We start from the raw sequence: 20,154 nt of genomic DNA, 5'->3' as shown, positions 1-20,154 counted from the left end.
GGGGTTCTTCCTTGGATGTTACTTCAACCGGCCGGTCTGGCCACGGTCACGCAGGTAATGATCGGCAATGGTGCAGGCAAGCATGGCTTCGCCGATCGGCACGGCACGGATCCCGACGCAAGGATCATGGCGGCCCTTGGTGCGGATATCGACATTCTTGCCGTCCGAGTCGATCGACTGCCGCTCGGTGAGGATCGAGGAGGTCGGCTTGATGGCAAAACGGGCGATCACCGGCTGGCCGGTCGAGATGCCGCCCAATATGCCGCCGGCATGGTTGGACAAGAAGATCGGCTTGCCGTCATTGCCCATGCGCATCTCATCGGCATTTTCCTCGCCGGTGATTTCGGCCGCGCCGAAACCGTTGCCAATTTCCACGCCCTTGACGGCGTTGATCGACATCAGGTTGGAGGCGATGTCCTGGTCGAGCTTGGCATAGATCGGCGCGCCGATCCCGGCAGGCACGCCTTCGGCAATCACTTCGACGACGGCGCCGACCGAGGAGCCGGATTTGCGGATGCCGTCGAGATAGTCTTCCCAGACCGGAACGATGGCAGGGTCGGGTGCAAAGAACGGGTTGTTGCCGACTTCGTTCCAGTCCCAGTTGTCGCGGTTGATCTTATGCTTGCCGATCTGCACCAGCGCGCCGCGCACGAGAAGCCCCGGCACGACCTTGCGGGCAAGGCCTCCGGCCGCGACCCGGGCTGCGGTTTCGCGCGCCGACGACCGGCCGCCGCCGCGATAGTCGCGAATGCCGTATTTGACGTCATAGGTATAGTCGGCGTGACCCGGCCGGTAGCTCTTGGCGATCTCGGAATAGTCCTTGGAGCGCTGGTCGGTATTCTCGATCATCATCGAGACCGGCGTGCCGGTGGTGATCATCGTCTCGCCGTCCGTGTCCAGCATGACGCCGGAGAGAATCTTGACCAGATCGTCCTCGCGGCGCTGGGTGACGAAGCGCGACTGGCCGGGCTTGCGCTTGTCGAGCCAGGCCTGCAGCTCGGGCAGGGTGAAGCGGATGCCGGGAGGGCAGCCGTCGATGACGCAGCCGAGCGCCGGTCCGTGGCTTTCGCCCCAGGTGGTAACGCGGAAAAGATGACCGAAAGTGTTATGCGACATGGATCAGGCAACCGGAAATGAGGCCAAGCGCATCCGGGCGAGCCGCCGCGCCATTCAGTAGGCGCAGACTCATAGTGGAAAATGCCGGAAAGGGAAAACCTTTCTGGCGAAATTTCATGGATTGCGGCGTGAACAGTCTGTCTCGCGGAAAACGCCAATCAGGAGGCCAGCTGCAGCGCTTCCTTGCCGGCAAAGGCCACGAACCGGTCGAAGCTCAACGGCTTGGCAAAGGCATAGCCCTGCAGCAGATCGCAACCGAGCAGGCCCAGCATTTCCGCATGCGCCATGGTTTCCACGCCCTCGGCCACGGTTTCGATGCCCAGCGACCGGCCGATCTCGATGATCGAGCGGATCAGCGCCTGTTCGTTGCGCGAATTGAGGATCGGGGCCACCAGCTGGCGGTCGATTTTCAGCCGCTTCGGCTTGATCTTCAAGAGGCTGACGATCGAGGTATGGCCGGTGCCGAAATCGTCGATTTCGATATCGATGCCGAGCTTCTTGATGCCCTCGATATTGGCGGTGACGATATCGTCGCTTTCGTCGAGGAAGATCGATTCCACCAGCTCGAACGACAGCTGGCCCGGCTTGAACGACAGGCCTTGCAGCGAGTTCAACAGCAAGTCGTCGCTCAGCCGCTTGGCCGAAACGTTGACGGAAATCTTTGGAACGTCGATACCCATGGCCGCCCAGCGCATCGCGTCGATCAGCGCGCGGTCGAGCACGATGCGGTCGATCGTGGCCACCACGTTCAGTTCCTCGGCAATGTGCAGGAACTTGTCAGGCGTGAGCACCCCCTCGCGCGGATGGTTCCAGCGCACCAGCGCCTCGACGCCGGAAAGCCGCAGGGTCACGGCGTCGAATTGCGGCTGATACCAGGCGACGAACTGGTTCTGTTCGATACCCTCGAGAATTTCGTCGGCGATGCGCTTGGTGGTGACGATCTCGGCCTGCAGCGCCTCGGTGAAGAATTCGTGGCGGTTGCGGCCGTTTTCCTTGGCGCGGTAGAGCGCGATATCGGCATTGACCAAAAGCTGGCGTTCGTCGATCGCCATGTCGCCAGCAGAGGCGATCCCGATGCTGACGCCGAACCGGCAGGGAAAGCCGTTATAGTCGACGGGCTGGCGCATCTGCACGATGATGCGGTCGGACAGGCCGGACAGAAAGTCCTTGCCCGGCGGATTGGTGACCAGCACCACGAATTCATCGCCGCCGATGCGCGCCACCATATCGCCGGCACGGACATTGGCGCGCAGGATTTTCGATGCATGCACCAGCATCGCGTCACCCGCCGCATGGCCGAGCGTGTCGTTGATCTGCTTGAAGCGGTCGAGGTCGATATGTAGGATCGCGATGTTCTTCAGCCCGTCCCGCCGCGCGTTTGAGAGCGTTTCCAGCTCCTTGTCGAGCATGCGGCGATTGCCAAGTCCCGTCAGCGGATCGTGCAGGGCATTGTGCTCGATGCGGTCCTTGGCGTCGGCGAGTTCGCCGTTCTTGGCTTCTGCCAAGGCTTTTGCCGTGCGCAGCTGCTCGGTCAAAAACACGTCGTCGGTGATATCGAAGGCGATGCCGACCAGTCTGCGGCTGGAGCCCGGCGCCTCGTGGATCTTGCCGACGGAGCGCACATGCCGGATCGTACCATCCGGCAACACGATGCGCGATGCCTGAACATAGGGAACACCATCTGCAATCGTGCGGCCGACATTGAGCAGCGTTTCTTCGCGGTCCTCCGGGTGGATCGTGCCGATCCAGGTTTCATGCGACGTGACGCCATCGATATAGGTCAGCCCGTAGAGCTGATGCATGCGCTCGTCCCAATAGGTGACGCCGGCATCGAGATCCGCCTCCCACATGCCGCACTTGTAGGAATCCAGCGCCAGATCCAGCCGTCTGGTGATCAGCTCCAGCTGCTGCTCGCGTTCGGAAAGACCGGTGAGTGCCTTTTCCAGCTCGGCGTTCTTCTCGTCGGCAATGGCTTTTGCCGTGCGCAATTGCTCCGTCATCATCACGTCGTCGGTGACGTCCCAGCTCATGCCGGTGATCTTGGCCTTGCCGTCGGCGCCCACATGGGTGGAGCCGGCATTGCGCACATGGCGCACACTGCCGTCGGCGACGATGATGCGATACTGCGAACGGTATTCCAGATCCTCGTCCAGCGCCCGGAACAAGGTCATCGATGCCGCGCCGATATCGTCGCGATGCACCGTGCCGCGCCATTCCCCGTATTGCGGCGCTCCATTGCCCGGCGGCAGGCCGTGCAGATGGTACATGCGCTCGTCCCAGGACCGTTCCTGGGTGTCGAGGTCGATCTCCCAGATGCCGATCTTGGAGGATTCGAGCGCCAGGTTCAGCCGGTGCGAGACGGTCAGCAATTCGCGTTCGCGCGAGCGCAGCTTGGCGATGTTGCGCTGGCGTTCGTTGACGAAGCCGCCGGTGAGGAAGATCGGAATGATGATGATCGCCGCAGCGATGAAAATGGCAATGTCGATCCATGTGCCATTGGCCGGTTCCTGCGCCCAGCCCTCGGCCGGGATGGCGGCGAGTTCCCAGGTTCCCCCGGGCAATTGCAGCTGGCGGATCACCGGAGATTTCTCGAACAGATCGGTATCGCCGAAGAATGCGTCCTGGATGCTCGATTGCACGGACACGTCGCGGATCGCCAGCTGGATATTGGTGCGGTGATTGGTGCCGTCGGCCTCGTCGTGATGCTGGCCGGTGTCGATCAGACCCGCATTGGCGTAGATATCCCGCTCATCGATGACGGCTTCCATGAAGCCCCAGAATACCAGGTTGTCGCCCGCCTTGGTGAAAACGGGTGAAAACAGATTGAAGCCTGTCCGGCCGCTGGGAAGCCTGACCGGCCCTGCCAGAATGGGTTTGGCCTTCGACGCGGCCCGGTCCATGGCGACCCGCGAGGAGCGGAATTTCTTGAAATCGGTTCCGATCATCCGCTCGTTTCCGGCAAGCGGAAAGGTCATTTGGATCACGGCATTGGGCGCGGCACTGACGCGCACCATCTGCGGGTTCTGGATGAGGAGCTTGGTGGCCAGCTGGTCGAAAAGCGATTGCGCAATATTCGGATCGGCGGAAAGATTGTTGGCAAAGCCGCGCAGCGCCGTGATGTTGTTGTTGATTTCGCTCTGCAGGCGCAGCGAGACGAGATTGAGGTCGTTCTGAACGCTGCTTTTCAGCTCGTTGCGGAAATTTGCACGGTTCTGTTCCGCAAACAGATAGCCACCGGTAAAGACGACGGCGGCTGCGATGAACGCGGGAATGAGCGACGGTTTCGCCAGCCGGGCAAGCGTCCAGACGCGATGACGGATTGTAGCATTTTTGATCAAAAGCCATGCACCTCATATTCAACCGGTTCACGGTAGAGAGGGAGTCTTAAGATTGGCTTTAGGCTCTGATCCTGTTATGAAATTTGCGCTTGCGGAAGGGGTTGGCAAAGACCGGTCAAGGCTTCGTTAACCATGTGCGTTCCAAATTCGATAAAATTTTAAATGACACGACAACGGGCGATTTTTGCCACAATCAGGGGTCAAATAATGGGCACAACAAAATTGAATGAATCACTGAAGAGGGCAAGACAGATGCGTTTCATCGTTGCTACGTTGATGGCCGCAGCCGGTTTCTTTTCACCGCTTGCCGCGTTCGCCGAAAGTGCAGATGTCGAAGCCGTGATCACCGGCGTCGATACGGACAAGCTGAGCCTGTCGCTGGACGACGGCAAGAATTACCAGGCGCCAGAGGAATTCAATTTCGATGGCCTCAAAGCGGGCGTCAAGGTTCTGGTGTTCTACACCGAGGTTGACGGCAAGCGCGTCATCAACGATCTGGAAATCGTGCAGTAAGATTAAAGATCGATGAAGCGCCAAGCATCGGCGCTATCGATCCCTGTACGAAATTGTATTCGCGGCATCGGTACAGTGCCGCAGACTGGTGATAAACAAAGGTATTATCTAACAATCCTGCAGGTCACTGGGGAAATTGAGCGGGTTGCAAAACTCTCCGTCATCCTCGCCCTTGTGGCGGGGATCCAGCCAGCTCAAGTCCTTGAGCTGAAAGAGTCTTTTGACCCGACGGACGTCGGGTCGCTGGATCCCCGCCACAAGGGCGAGGATGACGGAGAGTGAGGTATCGTTCTCGTCAAACAAGCTTATTCAGTGGCAGCAGTCTGGTACCACCGGTTCAGTGTTGCGCCGTCGGTTTGGGTTCAGAGCCAGCCGATCGTGCCGTTCTCAATTTTCAAAATCCGGTCCTGAGGGATGGCGCCAAGCGCTGCCTCTTCCGCGTCCATTGCGCCGCATATCTTGAACAAGGTGCGGATGACGCCGCCATGGCTGACGCAGACGGTTGGGCCCGAAACGCTGGAAAGCCAGGCGCCAACCCGCCATGACAGGATCTCATAGCTTTCGGCATCCGCTCCCGGCGGGATGAAATCCCATTTCGACAATTCCCGCTCGGCGACACGTTCGGGCATGTCCCGCTCGAGTTCGGCCATTGTATAGCCTTCCCAATCCCCGAAGGAGACTTCCTTCAAGCGGTCGTCCATCCGGTATCCGGAGCGGGCAAGGCCCATCGCTTCGCGAATGAGTTCCATGGTCTCGCGGGTGCGGTGAAGCGGACTGGCGACGAAGTCGAATGTGTCCGCCTCCTGTCCCAGAAGCTCGAGAAGGGCGCGGCCATTGCCGCTCGCCTGCCGCCTGCCGGTATCGTTGAGCGGAATGTCCTTCTGCCCCTGCATGCGGATTTGCGCATTCCAGTCGGTCTGGCCGTGGCGGATCATGTAAATGGTCACGGAGAAACTCCGGGAGAGGGGCCCTTGAGACCCAAGGCAGGAGCCGGGGCGGCCGTTCTACAGCAGCCCCGGAATGCTTTCGTCTGCGTGTCAGTCCTTGACGACGGCGATATCCGGCGCATCGACCGCCTTCATGCCGACGACATGATAGCCGCTATCGGCATGATGGACCTCGCCGGTCACCGAGCGCGACAGGTCCGACAGCATGTAGAGGCCGACATCGCCGACTTCCTCGATGGTAACGGTGCGGCGCAGCGGTGCATTATATTCGTTCCACTTAAGAATATAGCGGAAGTCGCCGATGCCGGAGGCGGCAAGCGTCTTGATCGGGCCGGCCGAGATCGCGTTGACGCGGATGTTCTTCGGGCCGAGATCGACGGCAAGATATTTGACGCTGGCTTCGAGGGCCGCCTTTGCAACGCCCATGACGTTGTAGTTCGGCATCACCTTTTCGGCGCCGTAATAGGTCATGGTCAGCATCGAGCCGCCATCGGTCATCAGCTTTTCGGCGCGCCGTGCAACGGCGGTGAAGGAATAGACCGAGATGTTCATCGTCAGGGCAAAGTTGGCCGCCGACGTATCGACATAGCGGCCGGTCAGTTCGTCCTTGTCGGAAAAGCCGATGGCGTGCACGAGGAAGTCGATCTTGCCCCAGGTCTTTTCCAGATGTTCGAAGACGGCGTCGATGGTGGTCTCGTCGCTGACGTCGCAATGGCCGGCGAGAACCGCACCGAGTTCCTCGGCCAGCGGCTCGACCCGCTTCTTCAGCGCATCGCCCTGATAGGTGAATGCCAGTTCGCCGCCCTGCGCGTGAATTGCCTTGGCAATGCCCCATGCGATCGACCGGTTGTTCGCGACCCCCATGATGAGGCCGCGTTTGCCCTTCATCAGACCGGATGTTTGCGACATGATGTTATGCCCCCAATAAAGCCTATGCTTTCATCAGCCAGGCCTGTGCCGGCTGGAAATGCGCATATGTTGAACTTGCCGGAGCCCTCGCGCCCCTTGCGGTCGCGTCGGCTCTGAATTTTTCGAGCATTGGCTATGACATAGCCGTCCCGGTGGTTCAAGCGCGGGGGAGATCAGGAACTGTTAGTCCCCGTAATATTGGGTCAGTAGCCGGAAAGGCCGCCGTCATCCCAAGATTTTGTCGCAAAACCGTTACAGGAACAGGCCGTTGCGCAGGCTGCGCATCAGGTCGGTCACCTTTTCGTCCGGCTTTTCCCACAGCATCAGCCGCAGTTCCACCAGAAGGTCGCCGCGTCTGCCCTCAGCTGCCGGCAGGCCATGGCCTTCCAGCCTGATCACGTGGTCGGAGCCCGACCAGGCCGGGATGGTGACGCTGACCGGGCCGGTCAGGGTTTCGACCGTCGTCTCGCAGCCAAGGATTGCGTCCTGGATATTGACGGGAAGGGTGGTGCGCAGGTCCGTGCCATCGGTGCGGAAGCGGCCGTCCTCAAGCACGCGCACCGCAACGACGACATCGCCGCGCTGCATGCCGTTCAGCCGGTAGCCCATTTCCTTGAGGCGCACGACGCTGCCATCGGTGGTGCCCAGGGGCAGGGCGACCTTCAGGGTCTGGCCGTCGGGCAGCGTTGCCACAGGCTTTTCGCGGCGGAAAATGTCCTCGATCGAAACCGTGACGTCGCAGAAAATATCCGGCACCTTTTCAAGCGCGGGTTTGCTTGCCGCACCCCGGATCCGCCGCACGATGGCCGAAACCAGGTCTGCGGCCGGTGCCGCCGCGCGCGGAAAGCCGCCGAAGATCGGCATTTTGTCCGCTGGTTCGGCCTTCGCTTCGGTGCTGGTCTCCAGTTCTGCCTCTGCCTTTTGTTCGGGCTTGGGTTCGGCTTTGGGTTCGGGCCTCGCCTCGGACTTCGGTTCGGCCCTTTGTTGCGGCTTTGCGTCCGTCTTTGCCTTTGGTGTGGCGGCCTGCGGTGCGGCTGCCGGCTTGCGGTCTTCGCGGCGGGCGTTCTCGGCCTTTGCCCGATCGTCGGCGCCGAAGATGCGCGAGATCATGTCTTCGGCGGTTTCCGGATCGATGGTCTCTTCCTCTGACCCGCGCGCCTTGCGCTTCATGTCTTCCATGCGGCGCAGTTCGGCTTCCCGGCGGGCATAGTCGTAGCGGTTGCGCAGTTTCGGGTCCTTCAGCACCTCATAGGCGCGCCCGGCCTCGGCAAAGCGCTGTGTGGCGAGCGGATCGTCCTTGTTCTGGTCGGGATGCACGGCTTTCGCCACGGAGCGCCAGGCGGCCTTGATCTCGTCGGGTCCGGCATTGCGTCTGACGCCGAGCACTGAATAGGGATCACGCATGCCTGTCACCGCCCTTGAAGACCGAGGCCGCATGTTGCGGTTCGCTTCAGCCTGTTGAAACAATCGGGAAGCCGCACCGGCGGCTTTCTCCCTTTTGCGGTGATGATGTAAAGCGGCTGCTTAAATTCCGGTTAGCTGCGGGCGCCCGCCGGTTGTGTAAATCGCCCTCCACCGCGCCTTTGTTGCAGCGTGGTTAACGGGCGGTATCGGCAAAGGATCAGCTGCGCGGGCCAAAACTGGTCAGATACCATTCGCCATTGCCCAGAAGGCAGGTGTTACCGTCGAATTTGGCGATGCCCTGATAGGAATGACGCGTGGTGGTAAAGCGGCGGCAGGTGGTGCCGTTGACCTGTTCCTCGGCGATGCTGCTGATCACGCCGGCGCTGCCCGAGCTGGAATTCGCCCAGGGAATGGGATTTCCGGACATGCGGGTCACATCGGCCGATGACACGGCGTTTCTGACGGTGACGGCATCGGAATTGTCTTCGTCACTGCGCACAGCCGGAACCGAGCTTGTCGAAACGGTCCTGTCGACATCCGGCGTTCCGGAGAAGTCGAGGCCGCCGAGGCATCCCGAAAGGCTGGTCGCAGTCAGGCACAGTGCGGCAATCCCGCCCAACCGGGATAAAACCTTTCTGTCCTCGATCCACTTTGCTATGTCTTGCAATGGCATACCTGTCAGACTGGAAAGAGCGGCTTCAAGGTCCGGAGACGCAACGTGCGAGCTCTGACATTTTTTGTTCGGCGGGCGAAACGGCGTCGCGCCACACATTACGGCATTGGATGGCAATATGAGTGAGACTGGGTTAACAACTGGTGACTTCACGCAAGAGAATGAGCCCTTTTCCCTTTTTGGCACATGGCTGAAAGAGGCGCAGGCCGCAGAAATCAACGATCCCAATGCCTTGGCGCTGGCGACGGTGGACGGCGATGGCCTGCCGGATGTGCGCATGGTGCTGTTGAAGGATTTCGACGAGCGCGGCTTCGTGTTCTACACCAATTTCGAAAGCCAGAAAGGGCAGGAAATCCTCGGCAATATGAAGGCGGCAATGTGTTTTCATTGGAAAACCTTGCGCCGCCAGGTCCGGGTGCGCGGCCCTGTCGAGATCGTCAGCTCCCAGGAGGCCGACGAATATTACAAGACGCGGGCGCGCGGCAGCCGCATCGGTGCCTGGGCCTCCAAGCAATCGCGGCCGCTCGAAAGCCGGTTCGCGCTGGAAAAGGCGGTTGCCGAATATACGCTGAAATACGCCATCGGCGATATTCCGCGCCCCGATCACTGGTCGGGTTTCCGCATCAAGCCGACCTCGATCGAGTTCTGGAAGGACGGCGCTTTCCGCCTGCACGACCGCATCGAATTCCGCCGCGACGCGGCGGAAGGCGACTGGAACAAGGTGCGGATGTATCCCTGACGAATAGGGAAGGGTCTCAGCGCGCGCCCATCAGTTTGAAGGCAATGCCAGAGGCAAGCGCGCTGACATAACGCGCCTTCTGAAAATGGCCGTTCAGAGATATGCGCGGCAGGGCCGTCATGCCGGCGGTCCCCGAGAGGGTTCCCGGCTGCGTGGTCACTGCGGTCGTAAATCCCAGCGACGCCGCCAGGCGGTGGTCGCGCACAGAAACGGCGCTGGCAAAACCATAGGGATAGGCAAGCGATGCCGGCCGGTTTCCGGTGATCGTTTCCACCCTGCGGGCTGAATGCTCCATTTCCATGCCGGCCGTCACGTCGCTCAGGCGCGTCACCGAGCGATGGCTGATCGTATGCGCCCCGAGGCTAGCGAGCGGATTGTCAGTGAGACGCCTGAGCCCTGTTTCGTCCAGCGTCAGGGCAGCGGTTATTCCCATGGGATCGATGCCAAGCGCCTGCGCTGTCTGGTTGAGACGGGTGATCGCCGTGGCCTCGTCGATGGCGTGAAGAAAGGCCGCAAACCGGTCGAATACGGCCTGTTTCTCACGCAGCGTGCCAAGCGCGACAGTCTCTTCGCCTGCGCCAATATCGAACGTCAGGTTGGATTGCCCCTCCAGCAGATCGGCAAGCGTTTCCCACCAGAGCGTATGGGTGCGGTCGATGAACCCGCCTGCGACAAACACGGTGAAGGGCACGCCGTGCCGGGAGAAAACCGGCGCGGCATAGTCGAGATTGTTGCGGTAGCCATCATCCAGCGTGAAGACCGCAACCGGCTGGGGATCACTGGACGCAAGATGGACAGGCAGGGCATCAAGCGCGATGAACCGGTAGCCATCGCGCTTCAACGTCATGATCGCCGTTTCCAGAAATTCTGGCGTGATCTCCAGATGGGCGTTGGGATCGAAGGCGCGCGGCTGTTTCGGGCGCACATGATGCAGCGTGAAGATCGCGCCGCGCCCGCGCGCCTGCCGCATGGCGCCACAGGCCTGCAACACGAATGCAGCGTTCAGGCCAGCGGTAATGGCCGAGCGTTTGACAGCCTGTCGCAGCATGGATTTCAAGTCTGTTCCCCAGTCGAAATGAACAGCGCAACATTAACGGCGGCGGCGTTAACACCGGCTGAACGCTGCCACATGCGGTTTTCGCACAAAGAAAAAAGGCGGACTGCTTTCGCAATCCGCCTTCGATACTGTTTCAGTCCACACCGTTAACGGGCAAGCACGCCGTCAACTTCGTCACGCTGGCGGCCGCCGAGTGCCGCGCCGACCGCAGCAACGAAGCCGCCAATCAGCAGGGACAACGCACCGAACAGGGCAACCGATGCACTGGTCTTGCGCGCCGTCTCAGCTGCTTCGGTCGCGGCAACCTTGGCATCGTCGATGCTTTTCAGGACGCCATCAACGCGGGCCTTGGCATCGGCTTCGGAAAGACCGGTGCGCGAGGCAACGAGTTGGTCGAGATAGGTGCGGTCGCCCGCAGACATTTCGCCATTCGCAGCGCTGTTGATGAGAATGCGCGACACCTGTCCTGCCGTATCGTCGGCAGAGCCTGCAGCTGCAGGCGACGGGGCTGTCGGACGCAGCAGATTATCGACAAAATAGGATGTCGCATTGCTGCCCGCATCCGAAGATGCGGCCGCTGCACCCGCTGCCGTTGCACCGGCGGTCACCGTTGCAGTCGCCTGCACGCCAGCGCCGACCGTAGCGGAGATGGCCGACCCCAGAGCACCGGCTACGATCAATGTGGCCAGTGCCCAGGCGAGAACGCCATGCGCCGTATCGCGGAAAAACACTTCGTCACGGTTGACGCCTGTCCATTTCGTCCGCAGCCGTCCGGCAATATAGCCGCCGAAACCGGCAGACGCCCATTGCACGATGATCAGCCAGATCGCCGTGGTGATGGCGAATGTGGTCAGGGATGCGCCTTCGGATGAGAAAGGTGACGCCATGCTCAATCCGATGCCGGATCCGAGCAGCGACAGAACGACCGTGATTGCAGAAGCCGCCACGGCGCCTGCGATAATTGCACCCCAGCTGACAGCGGAATCCGATGATTCGATGGTGGTGCCGGCTGGCACCGTTGAGACCGGGATTGTCATCGCGCCACCTATCGGAAGAAGAGGGCGAGAAGTATAATAATGGGGATCGGAACCCCCAGCAGCCAAAGTAGAATTCCGCGTCCCATGATGTCTCTCCTTGCAATGAACCGGCCGCTTTTTCAAACGGTTATGCGGCGTGCCCGAATAACGCGGCGAGGGGCGTTTGGTTCCCGCGACAACTGAACCTTGCAGCAAATGAACAGGATTGCCGCCCGGAGCCTTGGTGGAAGCCTGTTGGCTGGCGGCTTTGGTCCCGCCCGGACGGTGTCCGTGTTAAATCTTCGTTTACCAGCCGGACAAAAGTTGTGCCGTATAAACGCAATCGGCCGCAAAGTTGCAGCAAAGACACGGCTCTGTCTCCCTATGACGCACGGCGCCTGCTTGCCGGTGCGATTGAGGGGGACCGGCATGATGACCTTCCGCTGCCTGCTTTTGGCAATATTGACATTCGCGCTTGCGCCGTCCGTGGCCTTGGCCGGCAGTGCCGCAATCATCATCGATGCCCGCACCGGCAAGGTGCTGTCCTCGGAAAATCCAGACACGCTCAATCATCCGGCCTCGCTCACCAAGATGATGTCGCTCTATCTTGCTTTCGAGGCGCTTCATCGCGGCACGATCGATTGGGATAGCACGATCAAGGTGTCGAAGACGGCGGCGGCCAAGCCGCCGATGCGGCTGGGGCTGAAGGCCGGGATGAAACTGACGGTGCGCGAGGCAGTGCTGGGCATGATCGTGCGCTCGGGCAACGATGCTGCGGCCGCCATGGCGGAAAAGCTCGGCGGCACGGAAGCGAGATTTGCCCAGATGATGACGAAAAAGGCGCGCCAGCTCGGCATGAGCCGCACCGTCTTCATCAATGCCTCCGGCTTGCCGGCCTCGGCCCAGGTGACCACGGCGCGCGACATGTCCACGCTTGCCATCGCGCTGATGCGGGATTTCCCAAGGGAATACAGGCTGTTTGCGACGCAGAGCTTCATGTTTCGCGGCCGCAAGGTGCGTGGCCATAACAATCTGATGTATCGCTATGACGGCATGGACGGGATCAAGACCGGCTATACCAATGCCTCCGGCTTCAACCTGGTCAGCGCCGTGCGCCATGGCAACCGGCGTGTGGTCGGCGTGGTGCTCGGCGGCCGCACGGCAAAAAGCCGCGACAACAAGATGGCAGCCCTTCTCGACCGTCATCTGGGCAAGGCGTCGAACGCAGGCAGCCGCGCGCTGCTCGCTGCGGCCAAGACCGGTGGCGCGGTCGAGGTGGCAGCGCTCGGTGCGTCCGATGTCCCATTGCCCTTTGCCGCCCCCAAGCGCCGGGGCGGCGACGCCGTTGCCGCACTGATCGCCTCGTCGCACGCGACAATCCCGGCCGAGCGCCCGGCCGTCATGGACGAGTTGGAAAAGACGGCGGATATCTTGCCCGCCGGTGCCTGGCAGATCCAGATTTCAGCGGCACCGACGCAGGAAGCCGCGCGGGCACTTTTGGCGCAGGCACGCTCCGTTGCCGGCCATACGCTGAAATCAGCCTCACCCTATACGGAAGCCGTCGGCCAAGGGGCCGGCACCATCTACCGCGCCCGGTTCGTCGGGTTCGACAGCCGCGACGAGGCGGATGCCGCCTGCAACTGGCTGAAGCAGCACTCCTACGACTGCATGCTGCTGCCGTCACGCGGCTGACGGGGAGGGGCTTGGCAACTGGTGAGCCCGGCCGTCGTTGCTGCCGGTCTCTCCAAAATGCGGCCTTTCTTCAATCAGGCCTGCGTGCCGCCAACGGTCATTTCGTTCATGCGCAGATGCGGCTGGCCGACGCCGACGGGGACCCATTGGCCGCCCTTGCCGCAATTGCCCATGCCGGTATCGAGCTTCATATCGTTTCCGATCATGGTGATCCGCTGCATGGCGTCCGGGCCATTGCCGATCAGCATCGCGCCCTTGACGGGCGCGCCGATCTTGCCGTTGTCGATCAGATAGGCCTCGGTGCAGCCGAAGACGAACTTGCCCGAGGTGATATCCACCTGGCCGCCGCCGAAGGAAACCGCATAGATACCCTTCTTGACGGAGGCGATGATCTCGTCCGGGCTCTTGTCGCCGCCAAGCATATAGGTGTTGGTCATGCGCGGCATCGGCACATGCGCGTAGGATTCGCGCCGCCCGTTGCCGGTCGCCTTCATGCCCATCAGCCGGGCGTTCTGGCGGTCCTGCATATAGCCAACCAGCTTGCCGTCGTCGATCAGCACGTTATAGGCGGATGGTGTGCCCTCGTCATCGATGGTGAGCGAGCCGCGGCGGCTTTCGATCGTGCCGTCATCGACCACGGTCACGCCCTTGGCCGCCACCTGTTGACCGAGCAGCCCGGCAAAAGCCGATGTCTTCTTGCGGTTGAAATCGCCCTCCAGGCCATGGCCGACCGCTTCATGCAGCATGACGCCCGGCCAGCCGGAGGACAAAACCACATCCATGGTTCCGGCCGGTGCGTCGATGGCGTCCAGATTGACCAGCGCCTGGCGCAGCGCTTCGTCGGCGCCACTCTGCCAATTGCCGGCAGCAACGAAATCGCCGAAGCCGCGACGGCCGCCGACGCCGTAGGAGCCGGCTTCCTGCCGGTCACCGTCGCCGACCACGACGGAGATGTTGAGGCGCGTCATCGGCCGGATATCATGCATGCGCTCGCCATCGGCGCGCAGGATATCGACCACCTGCCAGCTGGCAGCGATCGAGGCCGTCACCTGGCGGACCTTCGGGTGTTTGGCACGAAGATAGGCATCGATCTCCTGCAGCAGCGTAACCTTGGCCTCGAAGCTCGGCTCACCGATGGGGTTCTCGTCGCCATAGAGTTTCTTGTTGGTGCGCTGGGGCGCGGCCGCATAGGTGCCGGAATAACCGCGCGTCACGGCGCCGACCGCATCGGCAGCCCGTTTCAAAGCCGACAGCGAAAGATCGCCCGCATGTGCATAACCAACGGCTTCGCCGGCAACCGCCCGCAGGCCAAATCCCTGATCGGTATTGAAGCTGCCGCCCTTCAGGCGGCCATTGTCGAAGGACAGCGATTCCGACTGGCTATGCTCGATGAACAGCTCGCCATCATCGGCGCCCGCCAAGGTCTGCGCCAGCACGTCGCGAATGGCAGCCTCGTCGCTGTCGAACAGTTTGATGAGATCGGTGTTCATGGGCGAGGGGCTCCATATGCAGAGGGGGACCCTGCTTATCTAGGGACCCGTAAGAGAAGGGGCAAGCACAGATGTGGAGACGCTACCGCCGTGATGCATTGGTTTGCCATTTTTGCAAAAAAGCGGGCGGCTCCTCTTCTCCCCAGCGGGGAGAAGGTGGCGCGTCGCGCCGGATGAGGGGGAGCCTCACAGACAGTCCGTGCCCTTGGCCCCCTCATCGCCTCACTGCGTTCGGCACTTCTCCCCGCTGGGGAGAAGAGAAAAAGAAACTGCTTACGGCAGTGCGTCGTAGCCTTCGCCGAACCCCTTCAGGTCAACCGGAATACCGATGCCTTCTTCCGGAGACTGGAAGACGATGAAGGTTGCCTGGGCGCCGGAGCGGAAGGTTTTCAGGAGTTCGTCTTCCAGAACCACTTCGGCATAGCAGCCGTCGGAGAAGCAGCGGACGAAATAGGCGCGGCCGATATCCTTGCCATCGACATTGAGGCCAAGCCCGTTCGGCAAGAGAACGCCGAGCGGAGCAAGCACGCGCAGGATCTTCGCCTTGCGGTCCGCCGTCTTCAGGACGACGACCGAAAGGCCCACCTCGGGACGGTCCTCGGCAATGACGTTCTGCATCAGCGCGCATTGTTCGGCGGTTGCGCCGGCCGGCTGGTCGCAGACGATCGACCACGCACCATGGTTTGATTTCACGGTGCCGGGTGTACCTGGCTGTTGTGCTCCGGGCTGTTGGGCCGCTGCCGTATAGGAAAAGAGTGTGGCAGCAAGTCCGAACGCCGCGATCGGCAGCCGGGAAAGGAGGGACAGGCCCATGAAAACCTCAAACTTAAGAATCAGTCTGGCTATTCTTGAAGCGCGTAGCCGCAAATGAAAAGCCCCGCGCGGTACATTCCAGCCCGGTGTGGCGGAAATGGGGCTCCTGGACCGGTCTAAATCGTCCGGTTTTAGTGAAACGCCGCTTTAATAGGCTGCGGATGGAGTGCCGGTCGTTCCTTATATATGCTATAGGGGCGATAAGACTGGCGTGAAAGACTGGGATGGCGCGCGTGCTGTATGGAGCCGCTGCCGGTAACGGTGGGCGCCGCATGGCTGAACAGTTTGTGTGAAAAGCACAGTTTGCGCAAAATGCCGCATGGGCTTGAATGGACAGATGTTGCGGCGTTCATCAAACTGTGGTTTGAAGCGCTTCAGTATGGCTAAGGATTCTGCGTTACGGTTTGATCCTGATCAAGCGCCCAGGGAGACACTATAGTGAAAAACAAGGCTTTTGCAGTTTTGGCATCGATTGCCTGTCTGCTCTTCGCTTCGAATGCTTTGGCTGACAAGCCGGTCGCATGGCAGACCAACTTTCAGACCGCAGCAACCGGGATCATGGAAGAAATTACATGGTTCGAGCATTACACGCTCTGGTTCATCATTCCGATCACGCTTTTCGTTCTGGCGCTCCTGGTCTGGATCGTGATCCGGTTCCGCGAAAGCAAGAACCCGGTTCCCTCCAAGACCAGCCATAACACGGCGATCGAGATCGTCTGGACGCTGGGTCCGGTGGTCATTCTCCTGTTCCTGGCCATTCCCTCCTTCCAGCTTTTGACCGCGCAGCTGACGCCGCCGGAAAATCCGGATATCACGCTGAAGGCGACAGGCAACCAGTGGTACTGGTCCTATGAATATGAAATCGGCGAAAGCCCGCTCTCCTTCGATAGCTTGATGATGAAGGAAGAAGACCGCGCCTCGCTCGGCAAGGAAGACAAGCACGAATATCCGCGTCTTCTGGCCGTCGACAACGAAGTCGTCGTTCCCATCGGCAAGACCGTTCGTGTTCTGGTCACCGCAGCCGATGTCATCCACGCCTTCGCCATGCCGGCTTTCGGCGTGAAGATCGACGCCGTTCCCGGCCGTCTCAATGAAACCTGGTTCAAGGCTGAGCGCGAAGGTCTCTACTACGGCCAGTGTTCCGAGCTCTGCGGCAAGGATCACGCCTATATGCCGATCGCCATCCGTGTGGTCAGCGAAGACAAGTACAACACTTGGCTTGCTGCCGCCGCCACCAATGTTGGTGAAGCGAACAAGGCACTCATGGCTTCCATCGACGGCGCGGCCAAGACCGTAGACGTCGCTGAAAACGCCGCACAGTAATTCGCCCTACAGAATTCGAAGGGGAGCTCGACCCAATGGCCGGAACAACCGCGCAAAACGACCACCTTCATGACCATGCCCACGATCACGGGCACGACCATGACCACGCCCACAAGCCGCTGACCTTCTTTCAGCGCTGGTTCCTCTCGACCAACCACAAGGACATCGGCACGCTGTACCTGATCTTCGCGATCTTCGCGGGCATCGTCGGCGGCACACTGTCGGTCTTCATGCGCGCCGAGCTGCAGGAGCCGGGCATCCAGATCTTCCACGGCCTGGCCTCCATGGTCTACGGCTTCGAAGGCGACGCTGCCATCGACGGCGGCAAGCAGATGTTCAACGTCTTCACCACGGCGCATGCGCTGATCATGATCTTCTTCATGGTCATGCCGGCGCTGATCGGCGGCTTTGCCAACTGGATGGTCCCGATCATGATCGGTGCGCCTGACATGGCGTTCCCGCGCATGAACAACATCTCCTTCTGGCTGATCATCCCGGCCTTCCTGCTGGTACTCCTGTCGATGTTCGTCGAAGGCCCGGCCGGTGGCTATGGCTCCGGAGGCGGCTGGACGATCTATCCGCCTCTCTCGACGGCGGGAACGCCCGGACCCTCCATGGACCTCGTGATCCTCGGCCTGCACATTGCCGGCGCCTCGTCGATCCTCGGTGCGATCAACTTCATCACCACGATCCTCAACATGCGCGCTCCCGGCATGACGCTGCACAAGATGCCGCTGTTTGCCTGGTCGGTTCTGATTACCGCTTTCCTTCTGCTTCTCTCGCTGCCGGTTCTGGCAGGCGGCATCACCATGCTGCTCACCGACCGCAACTTCGGCACGTCCTTCTTCGCGCCTGAAGGCGGCGGCGACCCGATCCTGTTCCAGCACCTGTTCTGGTTCTTCGGTCACCCGGAAGTGTACATCCTGATCCTACCCGGCTTCGGCATCGTCAGCCACATCGTCTCGACCTTCTCGCGCAAGCCGATCTTCGGTTACCTCGGCATGGCCTATGCCATGGTCGCCATCGGCGCCGTCGGCTTCATCGTCTGGGCGCACCATATGTACACGGTCGGCATGTCGCTCGACACGCAGCGTTACTTCGTCTTCGCGACGATGGTCATCGCGGTTCCGACCGGCGTGAAGATCTTCTCCTGGATTGCGACGATGTGGGGCGGTTCGATCCGCTTCACCACGCCGATGGTCTGGGCGATCGGCTTCATCTTCCTGTTCACCGTGGGCGGCGTCACCGGCGTTCAGCTCGCTAATGCCGGTCTCGACCGTTCGCTGCACGACACCTATTACGTGGTTGCCCATTTCCACTACGTTCTGTCGCTCGGCGCCGTGTTTGCGATCTTTGCCGGCTGGTACTACTGGTTCCCGAAAATGACCGGCTACATGTATTCGGAACTGATCGGCAAGCTGCACTTCTGGGTCATGTTCGTCGGCGTGAACCTTGTGTTCTTCCCGCAGCATTTCCTCGGCCTTGCCGGCATGCCGCGCCGTTACATCGACTATCCGGATGCCTATGCCGGCTGGAACGCCGTATCGTCCTACGGTTCCTACATCTCGGCTTTCGCCGTTCTGATCTTCCTGTTCGGCGTCTTTGAAGCCTTCTCCAAGAAGCGCGTTGCCGGCAACAACCCCTGGGGTGAGGGCGCCAACACGCTCGAATGGCAGCTGACATCGCCGCCGCCGTTCCACCAGTGGGAACAGCTGCCGCGCATCAAGTAAGCGCTTGCAAACCTGGGCCGCCGGAAACGGCGGCTCCTCGACTTGAGGGAAAGCTGATACCGGCCGGGAGCGATGGTTCGTTAGGCCAAACCCGGCAAACCACCCTCCGTCATCCTCGGGCTTGACCCGAGGATCCACACCATTCCCTCCTGTATGCCTGGGCTGGCATGCTTGGGAATGGATCCTCGGGTCAGGCCCGAGGATGACAATGGGTACACTCGCCCGGCGGTGACGATGGAGAGACAGGCCATGAGGCCTGCTCTCCCGGAACCGTACAACAGAAACGGAACGGACATGCAGGTTATCGACAATCACGAAGCAATCGGCACGGAAGGCGGCGTTCGTCTCTCTGAGGCCTCTGCGCGCGATTATTTCGAGCTGCTGAAGCCGCGCGTCATGTCGCTGGTGGTGTTCACGGGTCTCGCCGGCATGGTGATGGCACCCGGGCACATCAACCCGTTCATCGGTTTCATTGCGATCCTCTGTATCGCCGTGGGTGCTGGAGCGTCCGGCGCCCTCAACATGTGGTACGACGCGGATATTGACGCTGTCATGACCCGTACGGCAAAGCGGCCGATCCCGTCTGGCAAGATCACGGCGCAGGAAGCGCTGTCGTTCGGCATGACGCTGTCTGCCTTTTCCGTCTGCATTCTCGGCATCGTCGTCAACTGGCTGTCGGCCGGCCTGCTCGCATTCACGATCTTCTTCTATGTGGTGATCTACACGATGTGGCTGAAGCGCTCGACGCCGCAGAACATCGTCATCGGCGGTGCTGCCGGCGCATTCCCGCCGATGATCGGCTGGGCTTGCGTCACCAATGGTATCGCCATCGAGAGCATCGTGCTCTTCCTCATCACCTTCCTGTGGACGCCGGCCCATTTCTGGGCGCTCGCCCTGTTCAAGATGCGCGATTACGGCGCCGTCGGCGTGCCGATGCTGCCGAATGTCTCGGGCGAGGCGACCACCAAGACGCAGATCGTCATCTATGCCGTGCTCACCGCGATCATCGGCGTTGTGCCGACGATCCTCGGGTTCTCGAGCACCTATTACGGCGCTTTTGCCGCAGCGCTTGGCCTCGGCTTCATCTGGTACTCCATCGGCGTGCACCGCATGCCGGAAGGGGACGAGAAGATGGTGCCGGCCAAGAAGCTCTTTGCATTTTCGATCCTCTATCTCTTCGCGATCTTCTCCGCGCTGATGGTCGATCATCTGATTGCCACGCTGTGGCTTACTGCCGGAAAGGTTGCCTGATGGAACTCGTGACACTCACGGACGCCCAGAAGAAGTCGCGCCGCGGCCGCAATATCGCGCTGGGTGCGGTCCTCTTCGGTCTCGTTGCCATTTTCTATGTCGTAACGCTGATCAAGTTCAGCAACGGCATGGTTCAATAGGGA

The 20,154-nt window shown here is 60.9% G+C and carries 18 protein-coding genes; 8 read left to right on the top strand and 10 right to left on the bottom strand.

Annotated features, from left to right (window positions below; translation table 11 throughout):
- Positions 1-18: 18 nt before the first annotated feature.
- The gene (aroC, locus tag PYR65_RS17750) at positions 19-1,116 is read right to left on the bottom strand and encodes a chorismate synthase (protein ID WP_060636429.1); all 1,098 of its coding nucleotides are present in this window, start codon (positions 1,114-1,116) and stop codon (positions 19-21) included.
- Positions 1,117-1,274: 158 nt separating this feature from the next.
- Positions 1,275-4,454, bottom strand: a complete 3,180-nt coding sequence (locus PYR65_RS17745) for a bifunctional diguanylate cyclase/phosphodiesterase (RefSeq protein ID WP_276118923.1) — start codon at positions 4,452-4,454, stop codon at positions 1,275-1,277.
- A gap of 252 nt (positions 4,455-4,706) precedes the next feature.
- Between PYR65_RS17745 and PYR65_RS17740 the strand changes: the two genes are divergently transcribed.
- The gene (locus PYR65_RS17740; protein ID WP_060636427.1) at positions 4,707-4,967 is read left to right on the top strand and encodes a DUF1344 domain-containing protein; all 261 of its coding nucleotides are present in this window, start codon (positions 4,707-4,709) and stop codon (positions 4,965-4,967) included.
- A 12-nt stretch (positions 4,968-4,979) separates the two neighbouring features.
- A complete protein-coding gene (locus PYR65_RS17735; RefSeq protein ID WP_276118922.1) occupies positions 4,980-5,249 on the top strand; it encodes a hypothetical protein in 270 nt (89 codons plus the stop codon).
- Positions 5,250-5,329: 80 nt separating this feature from the next.
- Here the strand turns inward: PYR65_RS17735 and PYR65_RS17730 are convergent, their stop codons facing one another.
- The 4 genes from PYR65_RS17730 to PYR65_RS17715 all read right to left on the bottom strand — a co-directional run bounded on the left by PYR65_RS17730 (position 5,330) and on the right by PYR65_RS17715 (position 8,894).
- A complete protein-coding gene (locus tag PYR65_RS17730; protein WP_276118921.1) occupies positions 5,330-5,914 on the bottom strand; it encodes a histidine phosphatase family protein in 585 nt (194 codons plus the stop codon).
- 90 nt (positions 5,915-6,004) lie between these two features.
- Positions 6,005-6,823, bottom strand: a complete 819-nt coding sequence (fabI, locus tag PYR65_RS17725) for an enoyl-ACP reductase FabI (protein ID WP_060636424.1) — start codon at positions 6,821-6,823, stop codon at positions 6,005-6,007.
- A gap of 252 nt (positions 6,824-7,075) precedes the next feature.
- The gene (locus PYR65_RS17720) at positions 7,076-8,227 is read right to left on the bottom strand and encodes a DnaJ C-terminal domain-containing protein (RefSeq protein ID WP_276118920.1); all 1,152 of its coding nucleotides are present in this window, start codon (positions 8,225-8,227) and stop codon (positions 7,076-7,078) included.
- Between the two features lie 217 nt (positions 8,228-8,444).
- Positions 8,445-8,894, bottom strand: a complete 450-nt coding sequence (locus PYR65_RS17715) for an RT0821/Lpp0805 family surface protein (RefSeq protein ID WP_060636529.1) — start codon at positions 8,892-8,894, stop codon at positions 8,445-8,447.
- Positions 8,895-9,018: 124 nt separating this feature from the next.
- On the opposite strand from PYR65_RS17715, the gene pdxH reads away from it, so the two are divergent.
- Entirely contained in the window at positions 9,019-9,639 is a 621-nt protein-coding gene (pdxH, locus tag PYR65_RS17710) for a pyridoxamine 5'-phosphate oxidase (protein ID WP_276118919.1), read from the top strand.
- A gap of 16 nt (positions 9,640-9,655) precedes the next feature.
- On the opposite strand, the gene PYR65_RS17705 is transcribed toward pdxH, so the two are convergent.
- Together PYR65_RS17705 and PYR65_RS17700 are read right to left on the bottom strand one after the other, a co-directional pair.
- Positions 9,656-10,687, bottom strand: coding sequence for a polysaccharide deacetylase family protein (locus PYR65_RS17705; RefSeq protein ID WP_276121098.1), 1,032 nt, complete (start codon positions 10,685-10,687; stop codon positions 9,656-9,658).
- A gap of 155 nt (positions 10,688-10,842) precedes the next feature.
- Entirely contained in the window at positions 10,843-11,733 is an 891-nt protein-coding gene (locus PYR65_RS17700) for a hypothetical protein (protein WP_276118918.1), read from the bottom strand.
- A 408-nt stretch (positions 11,734-12,141) separates the two neighbouring features.
- Here PYR65_RS17700 and PYR65_RS17695 point away from each other — a divergent pair, with 408 nt between their 5' ends.
- Positions 12,142-13,404 (top strand): D-alanyl-D-alanine carboxypeptidase family protein, encoded by a 1,263-nt coding sequence (locus PYR65_RS17695; protein WP_244490085.1) that lies wholly within the window; start codon positions 12,142-12,144, stop codon positions 13,402-13,404.
- A gap of 74 nt (positions 13,405-13,478) precedes the next feature.
- On the opposite strand, the gene tldD is transcribed toward PYR65_RS17695, so the two are convergent.
- Together tldD and PYR65_RS17685 are read right to left on the bottom strand one after the other, a co-directional pair.
- Complete coding sequence (gene tldD / locus PYR65_RS17690; RefSeq protein ID WP_276118917.1) at positions 13,479-14,894, bottom strand: metalloprotease TldD; 1,416 nt, start codon at positions 14,892-14,894, stop codon at positions 13,479-13,481.
- A 273-nt stretch (positions 14,895-15,167) separates the two neighbouring features.
- Positions 15,168-15,707, bottom strand: coding sequence for an invasion associated locus B family protein (locus PYR65_RS17685; RefSeq protein ID WP_060636419.1), 540 nt, complete (start codon positions 15,705-15,707; stop codon positions 15,168-15,170).
- 438 nt (positions 15,708-16,145) lie between these two features.
- On the opposite strand from PYR65_RS17685, the gene coxB reads away from it, so the two are divergent.
- From coxB to PYR65_RS17665, 4 genes are all read left to right on the top strand, one after another.
- Entirely contained in the window at positions 16,146-17,030 is an 885-nt protein-coding gene (coxB, locus tag PYR65_RS17680) for a cytochrome c oxidase subunit II (protein ID WP_276118916.1), read from the top strand.
- 35 nt (positions 17,031-17,065) lie between these two features.
- Positions 17,066-18,760 (top strand): cytochrome c oxidase subunit I, encoded by a 1,695-nt coding sequence (gene ctaD / locus PYR65_RS17675; RefSeq protein ID WP_060636417.1) that lies wholly within the window; start codon positions 17,066-17,068, stop codon positions 18,758-18,760.
- 294 nt (positions 18,761-19,054) lie between these two features.
- On the top strand, positions 19,055-20,011 hold the full coding sequence (locus PYR65_RS17670) for a heme o synthase (RefSeq protein ID WP_276121097.1): 957 nt from the start codon (positions 19,055-19,057) through the stop codon (positions 20,009-20,011).
- Entirely contained in the window at positions 20,011-20,151 is a 141-nt protein-coding gene (locus PYR65_RS17665; RefSeq protein ID WP_060636415.1) for a hypothetical protein, read from the top strand. The genes PYR65_RS17670 and PYR65_RS17665 overlap by 1 nt, the downstream gene beginning before the upstream one ends.
- The last annotated feature ends 3 nt before the right edge of the window (positions 20,152-20,154 follow it).

This window comes from Pararhizobium qamdonense, assembly GCF_029277445.1.
In the GTDB taxonomy this organism is placed as follows: Bacteria; Pseudomonadota; Alphaproteobacteria; order Rhizobiales; family Rhizobiaceae; genus Pararhizobium; species Pararhizobium qamdonense.
Note: the sequence above shows the minus strand (reverse complement) of the source record. Positions and strands in the feature narration are given on the sequence as shown.